The organism is Paracoccus mangrovi (genome assembly GCF_042648425.1).
Lineage (GTDB): Bacteria > Pseudomonadota > Alphaproteobacteria > Rhodobacterales > Rhodobacteraceae > Paracoccus > Paracoccus mangrovi.
This window is the reverse complement of the sequence record NZ_JBHRXJ010000020.1, coordinates 1-16003: the sequence shown is the minus strand read 5'-3', so window position 1 is coordinate 16003 and position 16003 is coordinate 1. Positions and strand designations below refer to the sequence as shown.

Below are 16003 nucleotides of genomic sequence, written 5' to 3'. Positions count from 1 at the left end.
GATGAAGGATCCGGGGCTCTGCCCCGGGCCCCGGGATATTTGAATGAAGAAGAAACCGGGACCGGGCGGCGGTTCGGGTTTCTGTGCGAGGCCGACCGGCTGAAATCCGTCGAGCGGGCCAATGTGCTGATGGATCTGTCGCGGCCCGAGAACAGCGCCGAACACAGTTGGCATGTGGCGCTTTATGCGATGGTGTTCGGGGCCTCGGACCGGGCCATCGCCATGCTGTTGCTGCACGATCTGGTCGAGATCGATGTGGGCGATCATCCGATCCACCTGAACCATGATGCGGCGGCTTTGGCCGCGGCCGAGGATGCCGCCGCGCGGCGGCTGTTCGGGATGCTGCCCGGTGGCGATGCGGCGCTTGCGCTGTGGCGGGAATTCGAGGCCGGTCAGTCGGCGGATGCACGCATGGCAAAGCGCATGGATCATGTGCAGCCGATGTTTCAGGTATTGCTGGCGCCCGCGCCGCTGGCCGATCATCTGGCCATCGTGCGGGACAATATGGATGGCGGCCGTGCCGCGCGGCTTTGGGAGGAATGGCCCGAGGCCATGGCGGCGGCGCGGGATTTTTTGGCGGGGTGCGGGGTCGCGGGCGATCTGGGCCGGCGGCTGGCCTTTCTGGCCGAGGCCGATCAGCTGAAATCGGTCTATCGCGCCAGCACGCTTTGTGATGCCTCGCGTCACGAGAACAGCGCCGAGCACAGCTGGCATCTTGCGCTTTATGCGTTGGTTTTGGCGGGGTATGCCGGGCCGGGCGTCGAGATCGGTCGCGTCATCCGCATGCTGATTCTGCATGATCTGGTCGAGATCGACACCGGCGATGTGCCGATCCATTCCGCCAATGGCGCCGCCCATCATGGTGCCGCGCAGCTTGCCGCCGAAGCGGCCGCCGCCGCGCGTATCTTTGGCCTCTTGCCCGATGCGCAGGGGCAGGCGTTCCGCGCGTTGTGGGCCGAGTTCGAGGAGAACGAGACCCCGGATGCGGTCTTTGCCAAGTCGCTGGACCGGGCGCAGCCGGTGATGCAGAACATCGCCGCGGGCGGGGGCAGCTGGATCGCCTATGATGTAACCTATGCCCAGTTGGTCGAGCGGGTGGGCAGCCGGATCGAACGCGGCGCGCCGAGGTTGTGGGGCTGGCTTGATGCGCGGGCGCACGGCTTTTTCGAAAAACCCTCATGAATCGCCGGATGGCCGCGCTTGTGCTTTGCCTGTTCGGGATGTGGACGTTGGATCACGGGCTGCAGGCGCTTTGGAGCATGATCGGTGAGGGATACCGTCCGGGCATGAGCATCGATGCCTTTGTGGCCGATGCTGCCATGAAGCGACGCTTTGTCGCCGTCGGCGAGGTGGTCGGTGTGACCGGGCTTTTCCTTGCGGCATTGCGTATCACCTTTCCGGATGGGCTTGCGGGCGATCAGGCATGCTGGATCGCCGCACTGGCGGTGGCGTTGACGGTGGGACGTTCGTTTCTGGGGCTGGGTGAAGGTTTCACGGCTTCGTTCGGCGTGCTTTTGACGATTTGCGCCTGCCTTGCGCTTGTGATCTACAGATATTTGCTGCAGCGCGATACCTGATCGGTATGCAATTGCATACCGGCCTTTTCATTTACCGTGATTGCAGCTATATCGCGCCCGAGCTGAAATCCAACCGAAGGACCACCCATGTCGAAGATCAAGGTAGCCAACCCCGTCGTCGAGCTTGACGGCGACGAGATGACCCGGATCATCTGGGATTTCATCAAGCAGAAGCTGATCCTGCCTTACCTGGACGTGGACCTTAAATATTACGATCTGGGCATCGAAGAGCGCGACCGCACCGACGACCAGATCACCGTGGATGCCGCCGAGGCGATCAAGAAATACGGCGTCGGCGTGAAATGCGCCACCATCACCCCCGACGAGGCCCGCGTCGAGGAATTCGGCCTCAAGAAGATGTGGAAATCGCCCAACGGCACCATCCGCAACATTCTGGGCGGCGTCATCTTCCGCGAGCCGATCATCGCGAAAAACGTGCCGCGTCTGGTCCCGCATTGGACCAAGCCCATCGTCGTCGGCCGCCACGCCTTTGGCGACCAGTACAAGGCCACCGATTTCCGCTATCCGGGCAAGGGCACGCTGTCGATCAAGTTCGTCGGCGAGGATGGCGAGACCATCGAGCACGAGGTTTATCAGGCCCCCGGTTCGGGCGTGGCGATGGCCATGTACAACCTTGACGCCTCGATCATCGATTTCGCGCGCGCCTCGCTGAACTATGGTCTGATGCGCGGCTATCCGGTCTATCTGTCGACCAAGAACACGATTCTGAAAGCCTATGACGGCCGGTTCAAGGATCTGTTCGCCAAGGTCTATGCCGAGGAATTCGAAGAGCAGTTCAAGAAAAAGGGCATCCATTACGAGCACCGGCTGATCGACGACATGGTCGCCAGCGCGCTGAAATGGTCGGGCGGCTATGTCTGGGCCTGCAAGAACTATGATGGCGACGTGGAATCCGACATCGTCGCGCAGGGCTTTGGCTCGCTGGGGCTGATGACCTCGGTGCTGATGACGCCCGATGGCAAGATCGTGGAATCCGAGGCCGCGCATGGCACCGTGACCCGCCATTACCGCGAACATCAGAAGGGCAACCAGACCTCGACCAACTCGATTGCGTCGATCTTTGCCTGGACCGGCGGGTTGAAGCACCGCGCGAAGCTGGACGACAACGCGGCGCTGATGAACTTTGCCACCACGCTGGAAAAGGTCACCGTGCAGGCGGTCGAGGATGGGTTCATGACCAAGGACCTCGCGCTGCTGGTCGGGCCGGATCAGAAATGGATGACCACCATGGGTTATCTGGAAAAGGTCGATGAATATCTGAACAATGCCTTGGTCGGCTGAGGTCACGCGGATCGGGCCTGCAAGGCCGGTTTGCAAGGGCTGGGGGAAACCCCGGCCCTTTTCGCTTTTTGGTGCGGTTCTTTGGATATTTGAACATGGAAGAGGTCAAAGCGGCTTAACAGCAGGCGCGCCGTGGTCTAAAGGGGCGGCAGGGTCAAAACCGGAGTCGTGCCATGAAAGCTGCCGTCATTACCTTTCCCGGATCGAATTGCGATCGCGACCTTGCCGTCGCGCTGGCGCAGGCGGGGGCGGATGTCGTGCGGGTCTGGCACAAGGACACGGAATTGCCGGCCGGGACCGACCTGGTGGGGGTGCCGGGCGGGTTTTCCTTTGGCGACTATCTGCGCTGTGGTGCCATTGCGGCGCATTCGCCCATCGCGCCGGCGCTGAGGGCGCATGCCGCGCGGGGCGGTTACGTTTTGGGCATCTGTAACGGGTTCCAGGTGCTGACCGAGCTGGATCTGTTGCCCGGGGCGTTGATGCGCAATGCCGGGCTGAGCTTTATCTGTCGTTCGGTCGGGCTGCGGGTCGCAAGTTCGGCCAGCGCGTTCAGCGCCGCCTATCGGCCGGGGCAGGAGATCCGCCTGCCGGTTGCGCATCACGATGGCAATTATCAGATCGACGCCGAGGGGCTGGCCGTGCTGAGGGATCAGGACCGGATCGCCTTTACCTATGGGCCGGGGATCAACGGTTCGGTCGGGGATATCGCGGGCGTGCTGTCGGAAAACCGCCGTGTTCTGGGGATGATGCCGCATCCCGAGCGCGCCGTCGAGGCGGCCCATGGCGGGCGTGACGGGGCGGGGTTGTTCGCATCGCTGATGGGCGAGCTGGCCGCCGCCTGACTTGAGCACGGCAGCAGCCTGCATTAGATTGCCCCGATCGCGCCTTGGCGGCGGGTTCGGAGGCTTATGCAAGACGACGAGAACGCGACCGGGAATGCAACGAACGGCGCCGGCCTTGCCGGTCGCTGGGGCTTGCGCGGTGCCGTTGGCGTGCTGTTGCTTTTGGCGGTGGGCACGGTCTGGTTCACCAATGCGTGGCTGACCGCGCGGTTTTCCGAAACCACGCGCGTGCGCACCGAGCTGCGTTCGGCGCTTTATACCGGCAATCTTTTATCGGAATTGCAGCGCACCTCGGTGGTGCCGCAATTGCTGGCGCGCGATCCGGCGTTGATTTCGGCGCTTTCGGGGAATGATTTCTCGACCACCTCGGCGCGATTGATTTCCGCCCAGAAAGAGATCGGCGCGTCGTCCATCCGGTTGCTGGATGCCTCGGGGCGGCTGGTCGGTTCGACCGACCGCAACCTTCTGGGCAAGAATTACGTGCAAGAGCCGTTCTATGTCGAATCGCTGCGGTCGAAGGATACGGTATTCACCGTCTCGTCCTCGGCGCAGGGGGGGTACGAGTTCACCTATTCCCGGGCGATCGTGGCGGATGGTCGGACCCTGGGCGTGGTGGTGGTGGGCGCGGATCTGGCGCGGCTGGTGCGGTCCTGGGCGGGGATTTCGGACGCGATTGCGGTCACCGACAGCGCCGGCGCCATCATCCTTGCGACCGAGCCGCGCTGGCGGGGGCTGACGCTGCCAGAGGCGCTTTCGGTGCGCTCGGCGCCCTCGGCGATTGCGCGGGCGTTTCAGGTGACGGCGGATTGGACCTCGCCGCAGGCGGATGCCTATGTGCAGGGCAAGGCCGTGATCCAGACCGAGACGCGGATCCCGTTCCGGGGCTGGAAGATGATCGCCTTTACCACCTACGATTCCGTGCGCGAGCGGGTGAACGCCGTCCTTGCGCTGGTCATCATGGGCTTCGCGATCCTGCTTGCGGCGGTGTTTTACCTGTTGTCGCGCCGTGCGCGCGTCGAATCGGCGGCCTATATGCGCGAATCGGCCGATCTGCGGGCGCTGAACATGCGTCTTACCCGCGAGATCGCCGAGCGCGAGCGGGTGCAAAAGGAATTGCGCGTCGCCGAACAGACCGTGCAGCAGTCCAGCAAGCTGGCCGCTTTGGGCGAGATGTCGGCGGGCGTCAGCCATGAGCTGAACCAGCCGCTGGCGGCGATGAAGACCTATCTGGCGGGGGCGCGGCTTTTGTTGCAGCGCGGGCGCGGCGAAGAGGCGCTGTCCAGTTTTCAGCGCATCGACGATCTGGTCGAACGCATGGGCGCCATCACCCGGCAGCTGAAATCCTATGCCCGCAAGGGCGGCGAGGCGTTCGAGCCGGTCGATCTGCGCGCCGCGCTGTCGAGCGCGCTGGTGATGATGGAGCCGCAGCTGCGCAACCGCACGATCAAGCTGCAACGCAATATCCCGCGCTATCCGGTGATGGTTTATTGCGACCGCATCCGGCTGGAACAGATCGTCATCAATCTTTTGCGCAACGCCGTCGACGCGATCAAGGATGTGCGTGACCCCGCAATCGAGATCACCGTAAGTTCAGGTTCTCACGCTTTCTTGTCCGTTCGCGATAACGGGCCGGGTGTTTCTGATCTGGAAAATCTGTTTGAACCCTTCTTCACCACCAAGAAACCGGGCGAGGGCACGGGGCTTGGGTTGGCGATCTCGTCAGGGATTGCGGCAGATTTCGGTGGTCGGCTGACGGCGCATAATGCGTCGGACGAGGGGGGCCGTGGCGCCGTCTTCGAATTGGAACTGCCGCTGCACGATCCCCAGCGCAAGACGGGGGCCGGGATGGCCGCAGAATAGCAAGATGAGGTAGGGCCCATGAGCCGCACGTTGAAGATTGCCGTCGTCGATGACGAACCGGATATGCGCGAATCGATCAGCCAGTGGCTGGCGCTGTCGGGCTTTGACGCGGAAACCTATGCCAGTGCCGACGACGCGTTGAAGGTGATCGGCGCGGACTGGCCCGGCGTGGTGATTTCCGACATCCGCATGCCCGGCATGGACGGGATGGCGTTTCTCAAGCGGTTGATGGGCATCGATTCCGGTCTGCCGGTGATCATGATCACCGGGCATGGCGACGTGCCCATGGCGGTCGAGGCGATGCGCATCGGCGCCATGGATTTCATGGAAAAGCCCTTCAACCCCGAGCGTCTGACCGAGCTGGTCAAGAAGGCCACGCAGGCCCGGCGCATGACGCTGGACAACCGCGCGCTGCGCCGCGATCTCAGCGAGGGGCAGCAGGTGATGTCCAAGCTGATCGGCGCAAGCCCGGTGATGGATCGCCTGCGCGAGGATATTCTGGATCTGGGTCAGGCCGATGGTCATGTGCTGATCGACGGCGAAACCGGCACCGGCAAGACGCTGGTCGCGCATGCGCTGCATGCGGTGGGGCCGCGCGCCAGCAAGAAATTCGTGCCGATTTCCTGTGCCGCCTATAATGACGAGGTGCTGGCCGCCAAGATTTTCGGCCCGGTCGAAAACGGCCTGCCCGCCGTCGAAGAGGCGCGCGGCGGCACGCTGTGTCTTGAGGATATCGAGGCGCTGTCGGATGCGTTGCAGGCGCGGCTTCTGGCCTTTATCGCCGATCAGGGCAGCCCGGCAGAAACCCGTATCATCGCCATTTCCAACGCCCGTGGCGAAGGCCGCAAGGCCGAGGATTCGCTGCGGCCCGACCTGTTTTACCGCCTGACCGCGCTCAAGATCACGCTGCCGCCGCTGCGCTCGCGGGGCGAGGATATCCTGTCGCTCTTTAACCGCATGACCGAGCAATTCGCCGAGGAATATGGCTGTGAGCCGCCGCAGGTCACAGCGCAAGAGGCCGCGCAGCTGTTGCAGGCGCCCTGGCCCGGCAATGTGCGTCAGCTGATCAACGTGGCGGAACGCGCGGTTTTGCAGAACCGGCGCGGCTCGGGCTCGATCGCCTCGCTTTTGATGGCGGATGGCGAGGAAACCCAGCAGGCGACCACGACCGAGGGCAAGCCGCTGAAAGAATATGTCGAAAGCTTTGAAAAAATGCTGATCGACAACACCATGCGCCGCCATAAAGGCAGCATTGCCGCCGTGATGGACGAGCTTTGCCTGCCGCGCCGGACTCTGAACGAGAAGATGGCGAAATACGGGCTGAGCCGGGGCGACTATCTTTAGGCCGCAAATGTCTGCCGGGCGCGGCGGTCCGCCGCCGGCCCTTGCCGGCAGGGGGGTGATGCGGGCGTGATCAGCATCGGCTGGGGGACCATCGCGCTTTTCGTGGCGGTTCTGGCATTTTTCTATGTTCTTGCTGGCGCGGGGATCGTTCTGCCGCTGGTCGCGATCGGGCTATGGCGGACCGGTCGGCGGGCGCCGGCGGTCAAGCTGGGTCTTGCCGGTTCGGTGGCCCTGGTGCTGAGCGCGGGACCGCATCTTTGGGACCGCATCGCTTTTGGGCGCAGCGTCGCCGCGCTGGAAAAGGCCGAGATCACGCGCAAGGTGCCCGACCTGACCGGCAGGGTCGTGGCCTATGTCAGCAGCCGCAACCACGACGACATCTCTTTGGAATGCGAGGCGATCCTGCGCCATTCCGGCGCGGCGCAGGTCTATATGATCGAACCGCTGGACATTCCGCGCGGCGACGGTCCGGCCTCCGATCTGTCGGCACCGCTGGACCTTGCGGCATTGGTGAGCGCACAGGCGGCGCTGTCGGATATTCCGCCGGGCTTTGACGATTGGCCCGATCGGGACGCCGATATGCGCCAGTTCTGCGCACCGGCACCCATTGCGCCGCCACTAGCGCGAATCGACTATTTCGTCATGGAGGGCGGCTATTACGACGCGACTGCGCCATTCCGCGACCTGCTGGCGGGGATCGACCGCGATCGCTTTCGGGTCGCTCTGGGCTGGTATTTTGCGCCGGTCGCGGATCCGCGGAATTTTCGGATCTCGGCCGAAGGGGCCGATTTGCTGCGCTTTGATCTAAGCGCGGATCTGGCGACCTATCCCTGGTTGCCCGGCATGGGTGACATGCGGACCTGGCCCGGAGGTTCTGCCTGGACCGATGAGCTCGAGGCGATTCTGTGTCGGGACGCGGCGAAAGACTGCCGCGTTCAATAGCCGCGCAGCCCGGCGCGGCATGAAATTACCGCCACATCAATTCCCCATTGAACTTTCTTGCCATCCGCCCTTATGTTTGGATCATGTGCGGTGCCTCAACCTTGGGTTGATGATCCTGCGCCATCAGTTTCGCAGCGGAAGCGGACCTTCATCTATCCGGTCCCTGTCCGCCGAGAAAGCCGGCCCCAGCGCATCCGCGCGAGGGCAGATATTCGTTGTCCCGCGGCCATGCCCGGGTCCAAGAGGTAACAGACGCGATGCATCGCGCGCGATACAGATCGGCAGAGGCGCTGTTGGGCACGTCCCCGGCAGGCTTGCTGACTACCCGCGCCGCGCCCGCGTCCCCATCATATCGCAGCATGTTCCCGCCAACGGTCGCAAGCCGGGGCGGCAGGCTGCGTGGAAGAAACACATATGTCAAAGAAAATGCTGATCGACGCCACCCATGCCGAGGAAACTCGGGTGGTCGTGGTCGACGGAACCAAAGTCGAGGAATTTGATTTCGAGACAGTCAACAAGCGGCAGCTTGCTGGCAACATCTATCTGGCCAAGGTGACGCGGGTCGAACCCTCGCTTCAGGCGGCCTTTGTGGATTACGGCGGCAATCGCCACGGGTTCCTGGCCTTTGCGGAAATCCATCCCGATTATTACCAGATCCCCGCCGCCGACCGTCAGGCGCTGATCGAGGAAGAGCGCCGCGCCGCCGAGGCCGAAAGCGAAGAGGCCGAAAAGCCCAAGCGCAATTCGCGCCGCCGCAAATCGCCGAAAGCCGCCGCCGCCGACAATGGCGATGCCGTCGCCGTTTCGGACGACATTCCCGGCATGACCATCGTCGATCCCGAAGCCGCAGATACGCTTTTGGAGGATGAAACCGCCGGCAACGAGCCGGTCGAGATCACGCTGCATGAAACCGCCGCCATCGAATGCCCGCCCGAAGAGGCCATCGATGCCGGCGACGATCATGCCGAGGACGCGCCCGAGGATGACGGCATCGAATCCGTCGCCGAAGAGGACGTGACCGAGGAAATCCGTCCGCCGAAAAAGCCGCGCGCCCGCCGCTACAAGATCCAGGAAGTGATCAAGGTCCGGCAGATCATGCTGGTCCAGGTGGTCAAGGAAGAGCGCGGCAACAAGGGTGCGGCGCTGACCACCTATCTCAGCCTTGCCGGTCGCTATTGCGTGCTGATGCCCAATACCGCGCGTGGTGGTGGCATTTCGCGCAAGATCACCAATGCCGCCGACCGCAAGAAGCTGAAGGAAATCGCCGGTGAATTGTCGGTCCCCGAGGGCGCCGGCCTGATCATCCGCACCGCCGGCAGCCAGCGCACCCGGACCGAGATCCGGCGCGACTATGAATATCTGATGCGTCTGTGGGAACAGATCCGCGAGCTGACCTTCAAATCCGTCGCGCCGGCGCCGGTCTATGAGGAAGGCGACCTGATCAAGCGCACCATCCGCGACATCTATAGCAAGGAAATCGACGAGGTTCTGGTCGAGGGCGATCGCGGTTATCGTACCGCCAAGGACTTCATGAAGATGATCATGCCGTCGCATGCCAAGAATGTGCGGCACTATTCCGACCAGATGCCGCTTTTCGCCCGCTTTCAGGTCGAAAGCTATCTGGGCGGCATGTTCAACCCTGTCGTCCAGCTGAAATCCGGTGGCTATATCGTCATCGGCGTGACCGAGGCGCTGGTCGCCATCGACGTGAACTCGGGCCGGGCCACCAAGGAAGGCTCGATCGAGGACACGGCGCTTAAGACCAACCTTGAGGCCGCCGAGGAAATCGCCCGCCAGCTGCGTCTGCGCGACCTTGCCGGGCTGATCGTCATCGACTTCATCGACATGGAAGAGCGCAAGAACAACGCCGCCGTTGAAAAGCGCTTCAAGGACAAGCTGAAAACCGACCGGGCGCGGATTCAGGTCGGCCGCATTTCGGGCTTTGGCCTCTTGGAGATGTCGCGTCAGCGCCTGCGTCCCGGGATGCTCGAATCGACGACGCAGCCTTGCCCACATTGCCATGGCACCGGGCTGATCCGCAGCGATGACAGCCTTGCGCTGACCATTCTGCGCGCCATCGAGGAAGAGGGCACCCGCAAGCGGTCGCGCGAGGTGTTGGTCAAGGCGCCGGTCGCGGTCGCCAACTTCCTGATGAACCAGAAGCGAGAGCATATCGCCGGGATCGAGGCGCGTTATGGCATGTCGGTGCGGGTCGAGGCCGATCCGACGCTGATCTCGCCCGATTTCGCCATCGAAAAGTTCAAGACCGCGATCCGCAACGTGCCCGAGCTGGCATCGCCGGTGGTTTCGGTCGATGCGCGGCTGATGGCGCAGATCGACGATGAGGACAGCGCCGAGGACGAGGCCGATCTGGACGTCGCCGAGGACAGCGCCGCCGAGGATGAGGCCGCCCGCGCCGAGAATGGCGATCAGGGTGACGGCAATGGCAAGCGCCGCCGCCGCCGCCGTCGCCGCCGTGGCGGTCGCAATGGCGAGGGCGAGGCCCAGGACGAGGGCGCGGATGCCGGTGACGAGGCCGAGTTGGCCGAAGCGGATGCCGAAGCCGATGCTGCCGCGCCTGCGGTGGAGGCCGTGACCGAGGTCGCGGGCTCTGGCGAGGATGAGGCGAAGCCGCGTCGCCGCCGCACCCGCCGCCGCAAGACGGATGAGGCCGAGGCCCAACCCGCCGAGGCTTCGGATGCCGAGGCCCAGCCCGCCGAAGCGGTGGTCGTCGAGGCCGCCGAGGTGGTCGATCTGACCGACCTGCCGATGGCCGAACCCGCCCAGCCCGATCAGGGAGCCTCCGAGGTCGCGCCCCCGTCCGAGGCCGCGCAGGCGGTTGCCGGGGACAGCGCCGTTTCGGAAACCGGCAGCGATGCCGAGCCGCAGCCCGAGGTCGCGCCCGCGCCGCAAGCCCAGCCCGAGATCCGGCCTGAGCCGACGCCCGAACCCGCGCCCGCGCCGCAGCCGGAGCTGACCACCGAGGAACCCGCAACGCAGCGTCCCAAGCGCCGTGGCTGGTGGTCGCTGTGACGCGCCGGTAATCTACTGGCCGCAATGACAAAAGAGTGACGGCGCGGGGGGCTTCCCCGCGCCTTTCTCATGGCGCAAAGTGCGGCTCATGTTTGGAATCGAACTCGTAGACGCCGCCTTTCTGCCCGCCGCCATGGTCGCGTTGCTGGCCGGGATCCTGTCTTTCCTGTCGCCCTGTGTGCTGCCGATCGTGCCGCCCTATCTGGCCTATATGACCGGGGTGGGGGTTGGCGGGCTGAAAACCGGCGAGCGCAGCGCGGTGGTGCCAGCGCTGTTCTTTGTTCTGGGCCTGTCGACGGTGTTCTTGCTGATGGGCATGGCGGCATCGGCCTTTGGGCGGCTGTTCCTGCAATATCAGGAATATCTGGTCAAAGCCTCGGGCGTGGTGATCGTGATCATGGGCCTGCATTTCCTGCGCCTCTTCCGCATCCCTTTTCTGGATACCGAGGCGCGGATGGATGTGGGCGATCGCGGCGGCAGCGCCCTTGGCGCCTATGTGCTGGGGCTGGCCTTTGCCTTTGGCTGGACGCCCTGCATCGGCCCGCAGCTGGGCATGATCCTGTCGCTGGCGGCGGGGGGCGCGGCTGTCGAACGCGGCATGGCGCTTTTGGCGATCTATGCGCTGGGGTTAGGGCTGCCGTTCCTGTTGTCGGCGATCTTCATCAACCGGGCGATGGGGCTGATGAACCGGATCAAGCCGCACTTGCGGCTGATCGAACGGATCATGGGCGCGCTTTTGGTTATCGTCGGCGTGGCGCTTTATCGCGGCGATTTCGCCCGATTCGCCTATTGGCTGCTTGAGACCTTTCCGGGGCTGGCGCTGGTCGGCTGATCCGGGGCGGGGCCTGTCATGACCAGTCCGGCGGGCGCTTTTCCAGAAAGGCCTGAATGCCCTCGGCGGTATCGGCCCGCATCATGTTTTCGCACATGACCGCGCCGGTCGCGGCATAGGCATCGCCCAGGCCCAGGCGCGTCTGGGCGTGAAAGGCACGCTTGCCCATGCGCACCGCCGCCGGAAGTTTCGCGGCGATCACCTCGGCCAGGGCCATGGTCTCGGCGGCCAGCGCTTCGGGCGCGGCAATGCGGTTGATCAGCCCCAGCTCGCGGGCGCGGGCGGCATCCATGAATTCGCCGGTGACCAGATATTCGAACGCTGCCCGTGGCGGGATGGCGCGGGAAAGCGCGACCATCGGCGTCGAACAGAACAGCCCGATATTGACGCCGTTCACGCCGAAACGCGTGCCTTCGGCGGCGACGGCCAGGTCGCAGCTGGCGACAAGCTGGCAGCCGGCGGCGGTGGCGATGCCCTGGACCTCGGCGATGACGGGCTGGGGCAGGGCGGGCAGCTTTTGCATCATCGTGGCGCAGCGCGAAAACAGCCGTTCATAGGCGGCGCGGCCGTCATCCCCATCCTGACGCGCGGCCTGCATTTCGCGCAGGTCGTGACCGGCCGAGAAAGCCTTGCCCGCCGCAGCCAGAATCAGCACGCGAATATTGTCATCCGTGGCGATTTCATCCAGCGCGGCACCCAACGCGTCGATCATCGCCATCGACAGCGCGTTGTAATTCGCGGGGCTGTTCAGCACCAGCCGCGCGACATGGCCGCGATCCTGTCGCAGCACCAGCGGTTCGGGATTGCCGTCCTTCATCCTCGTCTCCTCCCTGACGTTACGACCGGCTTGCCTTGACCGGGTCGCGCGATTCACTCTAGCGGCGGGCAGGGCAGGGGGAAAGCATGGCACTGGCAATGGATTGCGCGACGCTGAACGGGTTTCTGGACCGGGTCTTTCCACAGATCTCGGGTCAGATCCGCGTCGAATCGGTGGATGCGCAGGTGCTGATTGCGCGGCTTTTGGTGGATGAACAGCATCTGCGGCCGGGTGGAACGGTCAGCGGCCCGGCGATGTTCGCGCTGGCCGATGTGACGATCTATCTGGCGATTCTGTCCCGCATCGGCGAGGTCGCGCTGGCCGTGACCACCAATGCCTCGATCGATTTCATGCGCAAACCCGAGGCGGGGCGCGATCTTTTGGCGGAATGCCGGATCCTGAAACTGGGGCGGGTGCTGGCGGTGGGGGATGTGCTGATCCGTTCGGACGGCATGGATCAGCCGGTGGCGCGCTGTTCGATGACCTATTCGATCCCGCCCGGGGCAAAGGGCTGATCGCGGGCCGCCCGAGCCGCCGCGCATCGATGACCGGGTCAAATGGCCAATCCGGGCGCGAATCCCGCAGCCGCCTTTGGCACGAGGGGCCAGGGCGCGCACCGCCTCGCGGGACCGTCCGGCCCGGATTTTGCCCCGGTTTTCGGGCCTTGTTTTGTGGTATTTAAATACCTATTTTGCAAAGTATTGTTTTCGAATGATTAATCGGCGATCAATGCACTTGACCGAAACGCGGGGATCGCCGATATACCCGCATCTCGAATTACACCCCCAAAGGGACGACCGATGAAAACCTATACCGCGAAACCGGCGGATATCGAGAAGAAGTGGATCCTGATCGACGCCGAGGGCGTGGTTCTGGGCCGTCTTGCCTCGATCGTTGCGATGCGCCTGCGTGGCAAGCACAAGCCGACCTTTACCCCCCATATGGACATGGGCGACAACGTCATCATCATCAACGCCGACAAGGTGCAGATGACCGGCGACAAGCGCGATGCCAAGAAATACTACTGGCACACCGGCCACCCGGGCGGCATCAAGCACCGCACCGCGCGTCAGGTTCTGGAAGGCGCCCACCCCGAGCGCGTCGTGATCAAGGCTGTTGAACGCATGATCTCGCGCAACAAGCTGGGCAAGCAGCAGATGACCAATCTGCGCGTCTATGCCGGCGCCGAGCATCCGCATGAGGCGCAGCAGCCCGAAGTTCTGGACGTCAAGGTCCTGAACGCCAAGAATACCCGGAGCGCATGAACATGGCCGAAGACATCAAGACCCTGGACGACCTGAAATCGGTCACCACCGGCACTGTTGCCGCCGAAGCGCCCGTCCGCGAAGCTCAGCGCGACCAGCTGGGCCGTTCCTATGCCACCGGCAAGCGTAAAGACGCCGTTGCCCGCGTCTGGGTGAAACCCGGTTCGGGCAAGGTCGTCGTGAACGGCAAGGACATCAACGAATATTTCGCGCGTCCGGTGCTGCAAATGATCCTGCGCCAGCCCTTCGACATCGCGGGCGTCGCCGGTCAGTACGACGTTTATGCCACCGTTGCCGGTGGTGGTCTGTCGGGTCAGGCCGGCGCGGTCAAGCACGGCATCTCGAAGGCCCTGCAACTGCATGAGCCCAGCCTGCGCGCCGCGCTGAAAGCCGCCGGCTTCCTGACCCGCGACAGCCGCGTGGTCGAACGGAAGAAATACGGCAAGGCGAAAGCCCGCCGCAGCTTCCAGTTCTCGAAGCGCTGATTTTCCACAGCCTTGCGCCGGGTGCTGTCATCCGGCCAGATCAAGAAAAGAAAGCGCGGCCCATCGGGGTCGCGCTTTTTCGTTGCCTGTTATGGGTGGCGTCAGGTCGTGACGCTTGGCACGCCGCCGATGATGAAGCTGACCGAATTGGCGGCGATGGTGTTGCCCTGGGCGTCGGTGACCACCGAATCCGCCGCATAGGGGTCGCCCGGCCGCGCGCCAAAGGGATCGGTGTTCGAATAATAGCCCGCGCTCAGCCCGGTCTGATCCGCGCTGCGGGCCAGAACGACACCCTCATGCATCACCAGCGTGTCCCCCTGTTCCGTCGTCAGGGTGACCTCGTGCAGGATATCCTGATTGACCCAGATGGTCATGACGTCCTCGGCCGGGGAAAAGTCGCTGACCATCGCCTCTTCGAAGGCCGGATCGACAAAGCCGACCAGCGTGTCGGTGCCCGCGCCGCCGCTGACCGTGTCGCGGGAATCGAACATGATCAGATCATCGCCATTGTCGCCATCCAGCTGCGATGCGCCGTTGCCGATGTGAGAGGCGATGCCATATTGCTCGGTCGGGGCATCGATGAGCGGGTTGTAATTGCCGACCAGCGTGTCGTTTCCGTCCTCGCCCAGCACGGTGCCGGCGCCGGTGATGCGCACGTAATCGTCGCCATCGCCCCCCGTCACAGAGTCGCCGCGGGTATAGACGACGTCATCGCCGTCGCCGCCGTCCATGGTGATGTCACCCCGGCCCAGAACCGTGACGTTGTGATCGGTGCCGTCCGGCCCCTCAAGGGTGTCGCCGTCGTTCACGATGACGATCCCGCTTTCCATGCCGCTGGCGTCAACCAGATCCGCGCCGTCGCTGTCATAGACGATGAGGTCATTTCCGGTCACGATCATATGGTCCTGACCGTCGGTCCCGGAGACCTGAACCAGGGCCGCGGGCGGATCGACCGGCTCGAATTGGGAATCGACGAATTCGCCATCGTCCACCAGTTCGTATTCGCCGCTGGCGTCCTCGAACCGGATCTTCCCGGTGGCCGGATCGTAGGAATAGTCCAGCTCGGATTCTTCGTTGCCCGTATAGGTGACCGAATTGTCTGTGGGCTGTTCCGGTTCTTCGGTCGAAGAGTCCGAACCGTCATCATCATCGGACGAGAACAACGAGACGGCGGCGCCCCCCCTCCAAAGCCAGGGCGGCCAGTAACCATGCTTCCATGTAAAGACCCTCTGACAAGTTGCATAAAATTTAATGTATTCATGAGCGGCCAAAGGCGGAGATTCTGTCAAGCGGATGTATCGCAGCCCCGAATTTTTTGGCTGTCGGATTCCCGGTTACGTCCGATGCGCCACATCGGGGCCTGTCGGGCGGAAAAGGGGCAGGGATTCTGTCGCCGAGAATCGGCCGGCATCCCTTTCGGGGCATCGTCTGGCCGAATCCATGGCGCGGATTCGGGTGCGAATCCCCGAATCTCGATCATTTCGGGCGTGAATCGCGATGCCGGACCATCGAAATGCGCCGCCCATGCCATCCCTGGGGTCGGAACGCGGCCTCGGGCGAGGTAAATTTTCCTTTCAATAACATGGTATTGTGAAGTTTCTGCGACGTTTCCTTCTTTTTTCACTTGCGGGCGGGTTCGGTGGGGCCTAGATACCCGCTCACCGAGACGGCGACGCTGGATCGGACGGCCTGGAAGGGGCGGCG

The 16003-nt window shown here is 63.7% G+C and carries 14 protein-coding genes; 12 read left to right on the top strand and 2 right to left on the bottom strand.

The features are described 5' to 3' along the window. Positions 1-39: 39 nt before the first annotated feature. The 9 genes from ACFOMH_RS18445 to ACFOMH_RS18405 all read left to right on the top strand — a co-directional run bounded on the left by ACFOMH_RS18445 (position 40) and on the right by ACFOMH_RS18405 (position 11732). Positions 40-1182: an HD domain-containing protein gene (locus ACFOMH_RS18445; protein WP_377746310.1), complete on the top strand. Its 1143-nt coding sequence runs from the start codon at positions 40-42 to the stop codon at positions 1180-1182. Positions 1183-1190: 8 nt separating this feature from the next. Then, complete coding sequence (locus ACFOMH_RS18440) at positions 1191-1577, top strand: hypothetical protein (protein WP_377746308.1); 387 nt, start codon at positions 1191-1193, stop codon at positions 1575-1577. A gap of 87 nt (positions 1578-1664) precedes the next feature. Next, positions 1665-2879: an NADP-dependent isocitrate dehydrogenase gene (locus ACFOMH_RS18435; RefSeq protein WP_374427374.1), complete on the top strand. Its 1215-nt coding sequence runs from the start codon at positions 1665-1667 to the stop codon at positions 2877-2879. A 173-nt stretch (positions 2880-3052) separates the two neighbouring features. Beyond that, positions 3053-3721 (top strand): phosphoribosylformylglycinamidine synthase subunit PurQ, encoded by a 669-nt coding sequence (gene purQ / locus ACFOMH_RS18430; protein WP_377746306.1) that lies wholly within the window; start codon positions 3053-3055, stop codon positions 3719-3721. A 66-nt stretch (positions 3722-3787) separates the two neighbouring features. After that, a complete protein-coding gene (locus tag ACFOMH_RS18425; RefSeq protein WP_374427379.1) occupies positions 3788-5581 on the top strand; it encodes a sensor histidine kinase in 1794 nt (597 codons plus the stop codon). A gap of 18 nt (positions 5582-5599) precedes the next feature. After that, the gene (locus ACFOMH_RS18420; protein ID WP_374427382.1) at positions 5600-6925 is read left to right on the top strand and encodes a sigma-54-dependent transcriptional regulator; all 1326 of its coding nucleotides are present in this window, start codon (positions 5600-5602) and stop codon (positions 6923-6925) included. Positions 6926-6991: 66 nt separating this feature from the next. Beyond that, on the top strand, positions 6992-7867 hold the full coding sequence (locus ACFOMH_RS18415; protein ID WP_377746304.1) for a hypothetical protein: 876 nt from the start codon (positions 6992-6994) through the stop codon (positions 7865-7867). A gap of 414 nt (positions 7868-8281) precedes the next feature. Further along, entirely contained in the window at positions 8282-10900 is a 2619-nt protein-coding gene (locus ACFOMH_RS18410) for an Rne/Rng family ribonuclease (RefSeq protein ID WP_377746303.1), read from the top strand. 88 nt (positions 10901-10988) lie between these two features. Continuing rightward, on the top strand, positions 10989-11732 hold the full coding sequence (locus ACFOMH_RS18405) for a cytochrome c biogenesis CcdA family protein (protein WP_374427389.1): 744 nt from the start codon (positions 10989-10991) through the stop codon (positions 11730-11732). A 16-nt stretch (positions 11733-11748) separates the two neighbouring features. On the opposite strand, the gene ACFOMH_RS18400 is transcribed toward ACFOMH_RS18405, so the two are convergent. Beyond that, positions 11749-12549, bottom strand: coding sequence for an enoyl-CoA hydratase (locus tag ACFOMH_RS18400; protein WP_377746301.1), 801 nt, complete (start codon positions 12547-12549; stop codon positions 11749-11751). A gap of 86 nt (positions 12550-12635) precedes the next feature. On the opposite strand from ACFOMH_RS18400, the gene ACFOMH_RS18395 reads away from it, so the two are divergent. The 3 genes from ACFOMH_RS18395 to rpsI all read left to right on the top strand — a co-directional run bounded on the left by ACFOMH_RS18395 (position 12636) and on the right by rpsI (position 14299). Next, complete coding sequence (locus ACFOMH_RS18395; RefSeq protein WP_377746299.1) at positions 12636-13064, top strand: PaaI family thioesterase; 429 nt, start codon at positions 12636-12638, stop codon at positions 13062-13064. A 285-nt stretch (positions 13065-13349) separates the two neighbouring features. After that, positions 13350-13814 (top strand): 50S ribosomal protein L13, encoded by a 465-nt coding sequence (gene rplM, locus ACFOMH_RS18390; protein WP_374427397.1) that lies wholly within the window; start codon positions 13350-13352, stop codon positions 13812-13814. Between the two features lie 2 nt (positions 13815-13816). Beyond that, complete coding sequence (gene rpsI / locus ACFOMH_RS18385) at positions 13817-14299, top strand: 30S ribosomal protein S9 (RefSeq protein WP_374427415.1); 483 nt, start codon at positions 13817-13819, stop codon at positions 14297-14299. A 101-nt stretch (positions 14300-14400) separates the two neighbouring features. Here rpsI and ACFOMH_RS18380 read toward each other — a convergent pair whose 3' ends face one another. After that, entirely contained in the window at positions 14401-15462 is a 1062-nt protein-coding gene (locus ACFOMH_RS18380) for a hypothetical protein (RefSeq protein WP_377746297.1), read from the bottom strand. Positions 15463-16003 lie beyond the last annotated feature (541 nt).

Coding starts and splice junctions, on each gene's coding strand:
- ACFOMH_RS18395 (WP_377746299.1), top strand. CDS start 12,636: ATGGCACTGGCAATGGATTGCGCGACGCTGAACGGGTTTCTGGACCGG.
- ACFOMH_RS18435 (WP_374427374.1), top strand. CDS start 1,665: ATGTCGAAGATCAAGGTAGCCAACCCCGTCGTCGAGCTTGACGGCGAC.
- rplM (WP_374427397.1), top strand. CDS start 13,350: ATGAAAACCTATACCGCGAAACCGGCGGATATCGAGAAGAAGTGGATC.
- purQ (WP_377746306.1), top strand. CDS start 3,053: ATGAAAGCTGCCGTCATTACCTTTCCCGGATCGAATTGCGATCGCGAC.
- ACFOMH_RS18405 (WP_374427389.1), top strand. CDS start 10,989: ATGTTTGGAATCGAACTCGTAGACGCCGCCTTTCTGCCCGCCGCCATG.
- ACFOMH_RS18440 (WP_377746308.1), top strand. CDS start 1,191: ATGGCCGCGCTTGTGCTTTGCCTGTTCGGGATGTGGACGTTGGATCAC.
- ACFOMH_RS18420 (WP_374427382.1), top strand. CDS start 5,600: ATGAGCCGCACGTTGAAGATTGCCGTCGTCGATGACGAACCGGATATG.
- ACFOMH_RS18410 (WP_377746303.1), top strand. CDS start 8,282: ATGTCAAAGAAAATGCTGATCGACGCCACCCATGCCGAGGAAACTCGG.
- ACFOMH_RS18425 (WP_374427379.1), top strand. CDS start 3,788: ATGCAAGACGACGAGAACGCGACCGGGAATGCAACGAACGGCGCCGGC.
- ACFOMH_RS18400 (WP_377746301.1), bottom strand. CDS start 12,549: ATGAAGGACGGCAATCCCGAACCGCTGGTGCTGCGACAGGATCGCGGC.
- rpsI (WP_374427415.1), top strand. CDS start 13,817: ATGGCCGAAGACATCAAGACCCTGGACGACCTGAAATCGGTCACCACC.